Origin of the sequence: Escherichia sp. KCJ4928 (genome assembly GCF_004352695.1) — a bacterium.
Taxonomy (GTDB): domain Bacteria; phylum Pseudomonadota; class Gammaproteobacteria; order Enterobacterales; family Enterobacteriaceae; genus ECMA0423.
In genome coordinates this window covers 1-5259 of record NZ_SJWV01000231.1, presented here as the reverse complement: position 1 = coordinate 5259, position 5259 = coordinate 1, and the positions used below count along the sequence as shown (strand labels likewise).

Here is a 5259-nt window from a genome sequence, read left to right as displayed (position 1 = left end):
ATACAACAAAGTTTGAATTATTCAATTTATAGCAGCACAACCAAACGCCAAAAAATAATAACCAAGAGCTATAAATATAGATTAAAAATATTTTCAGTGAATATGAAATTATTGCTATTTCTATTACAAAGATGTCCTGGTCTCTCTTTCATTCTCTTCTTGTCAACATCACGACAACTTTCGTAAAACACTCCTGCCCCGCTTCAGGTATACTGTGCACCTTAATTCCACAAACATCAGGCAGACCATGACAGACTTAATCCAACGCCCTCGTCGCCTGCGCAAATCTCCTGCGCTGCGCGCTATGTTTGAAGAGACAACACTTAGCCTTAACGACCTGGTGTTGCCGATCTTTGTTGAAGAAGAAATTGACGACTACAAAGCCGTTGAAGCCATGCCAGGCGTGATGCGCATTCCAGAGAAACATCTGGCACGCGAAATTGAACGCATCGCCAACGCCGGTATCCGTTCCGTAATGACTTTTGGCATCTCTCACCATACCGATGAAACCGGCAGCGACGCCTGGCGGGAAGATGGACTGGTGGCGCGTATGTCGCGCATCTGCAAGCAGACTGTGCCAGAAATGATCGTCATGTCAGACACTTGTTTCTGTGAATACACTTCTCACGGTCACTGCGGTGTGCTGTGCGAGCATGGCGTCGACAACGACGCGACTCTGGAAAATTTAGGCAAGCAAGCCGTGGTTGCAGCTGCTGCAGGCGCAGACTTCATCGCCCCTTCCGCCGCGATGGACGGCCAGGTACAGGCGATTCGTCAGGCGCTGGACGCTGCAGGCTTTAAAGATACGGCGATTATGTCGTATTCGACCAAGTTCGCCTCTTCCTTTTATGGCCCGTTCCGTGAAGCTGCCGGAAGCGCATTAAAAGGCGACCGCAAAAGCTATCAGATGAACCCAATGAACCGTCGCGAGGCGATTCGTGAGTCACTGCTGGATGAAGCCCAGGGCGCAGACTGCCTGATGGTTAAACCTGCTGGAGCGTACCTCGACATCGTGCGTGAGCTGCGTGAACGTACTGAATTGCCGATTGGCGCGTATCAGGTGAGCGGTGAGTACGCGATGATTAAGTTCGCCGCGCTGGCGGGTGCTATAGATGAAGAGAAAGTCGTGCTCGAAAGCTTAGGTTCAATTAAGCGTGCGGGTGCGGATCTGATTTTCAGCTACTTTGCGCTGGATTTGGCTGAGAAGAAGATTCTGCGTTAATTTTTTTCCTCTCAGAAAGGGGGAGTTAACCTGTTGAAAGTACGGTGAACGCCCCCTCACCCTAACCCTCTCCCCAAGGGGGCGAGGGAACCGTCCGCACTCGTATCACCCCGCCCGATAAAACGGTTTATCCCCAAGGATCGTCGCCCGATGCATAATCCGCCGCTGTGGCAGGTAATCGGCATTGGCATAGTGCTGAGTCACGCGGTTATCCCAAATCGCAATATCATTCGGTTGCCAGCGCCAACGCACCTGAAACTCCGGTTTAGTGATATGGGCGAATAAAAAGCCTAACAAGGCTTCGCTCTCTTTCTCGCTGACATCGACAATTCGCGTAGTAAAGCCTTCATTCACAAACAGCGCCTGTTTACCGCTCACCGGATGCGTTCGCACCACCGGATGTAGCAACGGAGGATTTTTCGCGACCGCCTCGCGCCAGCGTTGATGTTCCTCCTCGGTTTTGCGGTATTTGTATTCCGGGAACGATTTACGGAAATCATGCTCCGCACGCAGCCCGCTCAGCAGCTGGCGGAAGGGAACAGAGAGCGCCTCATAGGCCGCAATACCGCTGGTCCAGAGCGTATCACCGCCGGTCGAAGGTAACTCTTTAGCTGCCAGAATCGCCCCTGCGGGTGGCGTTTCAATAAATGTCACATCGGTATGCCAGTTGTCGTTATCCGGCGGATTATCGTTATGGGTATCCAGCACGATGATCTCGTCAACCCCTTCGGCATGAGGGTAAACAGGGTGAATATGCAGTTCGCCAAAACGCTGGGCCAGCGCGCGTTGCTGCTGCGGCGTAATAGTTTGATCGCGCAGAAACACCACCTGATGGCGCAGCACCGCATGGTAAAGCTGTTCAAACTGATTATCGCTTAACGGGCGCGTCAGGTCGGCACCCGAAATTTGTGCGCCGATATACGGCCCCAGCGGGGTAATGCTCAGACGTTCACTCATTGTACTTCTCCATGCCAGGGCGTCAGACGGCGCTGTAACGCGCGCAAACCCAGTTCTAAAAGAAAGGCGATAATCGCAATCACCGCGATTCCCGCCAGCACCACGTCAGTCGCGAGAAATTCACCCGCTGACTGAACCATAAATCCTAAACCGCGCGTCGCGGCAATCAGCTCCGCCGCTACCAGCGTAGACCAGCCCACACCCAGACCAATGCGTAATCCGGTGAGGATTTCCGGCAGCGCGCCGGGCAAAATGACAAACCACAGCACCTGCGCACGGCTGGCACCCAGCGACTGGGCGGCACGAATGCGAACCTGCTGCGCGCTTTTCACCCCCGCCAGCGCCGACATCGCCACCGGTGCAAAAATCGCTAAATAGATCAGTAAGATCTTCGAGGTTTCACCAATACCAAACCAGATCACCATCAGCGGCAAATAAGCCAGCGGCGGCACGGGACGATAAAGTTCGATTACCGGATCCAGAATGCCGCGCACCGTCGGGCTTAGCCCCATGGCGATCCCGACCGGAATACCGATCACCACCGCCGCGAGTAGCGCCAGCACAATGCGCGTCAGGCTGGCTGCCAGATGCTGCCACAGCGTGGCGTCCATAAATCCCTGCGGTCCGGCAATGGTGAGCAGTTTTGCCAGTACTTGTTGCGGCGGCGGCAAAAACAGCGGGCTAATCAGTTGCAGCGCCGCCACCGTCCACCATACAGTGAGTAAAACCGCTAACGTGCCAATGCTTAAGGTCACCTGACGCGAGAGCGGCCAGCGCCATTTCAGCCGCCGCGAATGCAGTTTTTCATTAATGAGCACACTCATGAGAACGCCTCCCGTTGCTCAAATACGCGGCTTAAAACATATTCGCGCATGGCGATGAATTGTGGATCGGACTTGATGCTGCGGCTCGACTCTCCCGCAACAAAGCGGCGAGCAAAGTTGAGCGGCAGCCGCTCCAGCACACGGCCAGGGCCGGATGAAAGCAGAACCAGTTCAGTCGCCATAAACACCGCTTCTTCTATATCGTGGGTAATCAACAGCACCTGCTTGCCCGTCTCCTGCCAGAGTTTCAGCAGCAGAGTTTGCATCTGGTCGCGGGTGAAGGCGTCCAGCGCACCAAACGGTTCGTCGAGTAATAACAGCTGGGGATTCGCCGCCAGCGCGCGGGCAATCCCCACCCGCTGACGTTGACCACCGGAAAGCTGCCAGATATAGCGTTTTTCTGCGCCTTCCAGCCCCACTTTTTTCAGCATCTGGTGCGCGATTTCCAGTCGCTGCATTTTCTCTATACCTGCCAATTGCAGGCCGAACGCCACGTTGTCCTGTACATTGCGCCACGGTAGTAGCCCTTCATTCTGAAAAACCACCCCGCGCTCTGCTCCCGGTCCCTCAATACGCTTACCCGCCAGTTGAATGCTGCCATGCTGATAAGGCACAAAACCGGCAATCAGATTCAGCAGGGTGGTTTTACCGCAGCCGGACGGCCCCAGCACCACCAGTAGCTCGCCGCTTTCCAGCGTCAGGTTGATATCTTCCAGTACCGGTTTGCCGCCATAATCGGCGTAAAGATGAGAGATTTGCAGCATCTGCGCCTCCTTTTATTGCACGAAGCGCGAGGTAACGTACTGGCTGTAATCATTCGCTACAGCCGGGACCTTGCCCTGCTCTTTCAAAAACTGCGCGGTGTCGATGATCGCTTTGTTCACCGGTCCGGTCAGTTCTACCGTTTGTTGCTGCGGCGTCAGATAGGTATTCCCCTTCACCAGCCCCGGAACGTCACCTTCCGGCACGCCGCTTAAACGCGCCAGTTTGCTGATGTTTTCCGGCTGTTTCAGCCACGCGTCTGGGTTAGCAATGTACGGTTGCTGAGCATCGATGGCGCTTTTAGCGAACGCTTTCACGACCTCAGGATGTTTCTCGGCAAAATCTTTGCGCACCACCCAGACGTCCAGCGTTGGCGCACCCCACTGCCCGACCTGTTCAGAATCGGTCAACACCTTGCCGTCTTTTTCCAGGGCGTTAACCGCCGGTGCCCAGACATAAGCACCATCAATATCACCCCGCTGCCATGCGGCGATAATCGCGGGCGGCTGCAGGTTCACAATCTCCACTTGCCCGGGTTTAATCCCCCAGTGTTTCAGCGCCGCCAGCAGGCTGTAGTGGGTGGTGGAGATAAACGGTACGGCTATGCGTTTGCCAATCAGATCTTCCGGTTTGCTGATAGTTTTCTTTACCACCAGCGCTTCGGAGTTACCCAGTTTTGACGCCAGCAAGAAAACTTCAATCGGCACCTGTTGGCTGGCTGCAACCGCTAACGGGCTGGAACCGAGGTTGCCGATTTGCACATCGCCAGAAGCCAGCGCCCGCACGATGCTGGCTCCGCTGTCAAACTTACGCCAGTCCACGGTTGCTCCGCTTTCTTTAGCAAAGGTGTTGTCGGCCTGAGCCACTTTCGCCGGTTCGGCTGAGGTTTGATACGCCACGGTGACGTTCACCGCCTGTGCCTGAAAAGCGATGAATGCCAGTGCGGCAAGAAGTGTGTTACGCGATGAAATTGCCATGATTGTCTGCTCCCCTGTCTTGTTATGGGAGCAGTATTCAGGAATAAAAACATTCATTAAAAGAATTAGTCGTTATCGCACAGATGATTTTATTCTTAGCAAAAAAACGGCTAAGGAAAGATTAAATATGCAATTACTCCGTTCTAACAATTGGGAAAATTACTACACTTCATTTTAGTGATGCATAAACAACCACATTACGAGATTTATGACTTCATTATTTCTATCAATATCAATACATATAATAAAACTATTATATTCGCATTGTATATATCACTGTATCATTCTCAATCACTCGCATATTACATTCACATAATGTATATAAACAATACTTGTTCACAGAACATATTTTTTAAATGCAATTAATTGACAAACTAAATCACATCTAAATACAATGTATAAAACAAAATAACTATACATACCAAACATACAAACACTTAACATATGAATTGCATAAAAACATTACCCAGTCGAACCTCCGGGTCTGAAAGCCCTTGCTTTTCAGTCATTAGCAACA

Annotated in this window: 5 protein-coding genes; 1 reads left to right on the top strand and 4 read right to left on the bottom strand. The window is 52.3% G+C overall.

The genetic code is table 11. The features are described from left to right. The first annotated feature begins 247 nt into the window (after window positions 1–247). Window positions 248–1222 (top strand): porphobilinogen synthase, encoded by a 975-nt coding sequence (gene hemB / locus E0D98_RS21105; RefSeq protein ID WP_001295337.1) that lies wholly within the window; start codon window positions 248–250, stop codon window positions 1220–1222. A 105-nt stretch (window positions 1223–1327) separates the two neighbouring features. Here the strand turns inward: hemB and tauD are convergent, their stop codons facing one another. Genes tauD through tauA form a run of 4 tightly spaced genes read right to left on the bottom strand, consistent with a single transcriptional unit; the run spans window position 1328 to window position 4742 of the window. After that, window positions 1328–2179 carry a taurine dioxygenase gene (gene tauD, locus E0D98_RS21100; RefSeq protein ID WP_000004049.1) on the bottom strand — a complete coding sequence of 284 codons (852 nt, stop codon included), beginning with the start codon at window positions 2177–2179 and terminating at the stop codon, window positions 1328–1330. Beyond that, a complete protein-coding gene (tauC, locus tag E0D98_RS21095; RefSeq protein ID WP_000114607.1) occupies window positions 2176–3003 on the bottom strand; it encodes a taurine ABC transporter permease TauC in 828 nt (275 codons plus the stop codon). The genes tauD and tauC overlap by 4 nt, the downstream gene beginning before the upstream one ends. Continuing rightward, window positions 3000–3767 (bottom strand): taurine ABC transporter ATP-binding subunit, encoded by a 768-nt coding sequence (gene tauB, locus E0D98_RS21090; RefSeq protein WP_000939395.1) that lies wholly within the window; start codon window positions 3765–3767, stop codon window positions 3000–3002. The genes tauC and tauB overlap by 4 nt, the downstream gene beginning before the upstream one ends. 12 nt (window positions 3768–3779) lie before the next feature. Beyond that, the gene (tauA, locus tag E0D98_RS21085) at window positions 3780–4742 is read right to left on the bottom strand and encodes a taurine ABC transporter substrate-binding protein (protein WP_001297135.1); all 963 of its coding nucleotides are present in this window, start codon (window positions 4740–4742) and stop codon (window positions 3780–3782) included. Window positions 4743–5259: the final 517 nt, after the last annotated feature.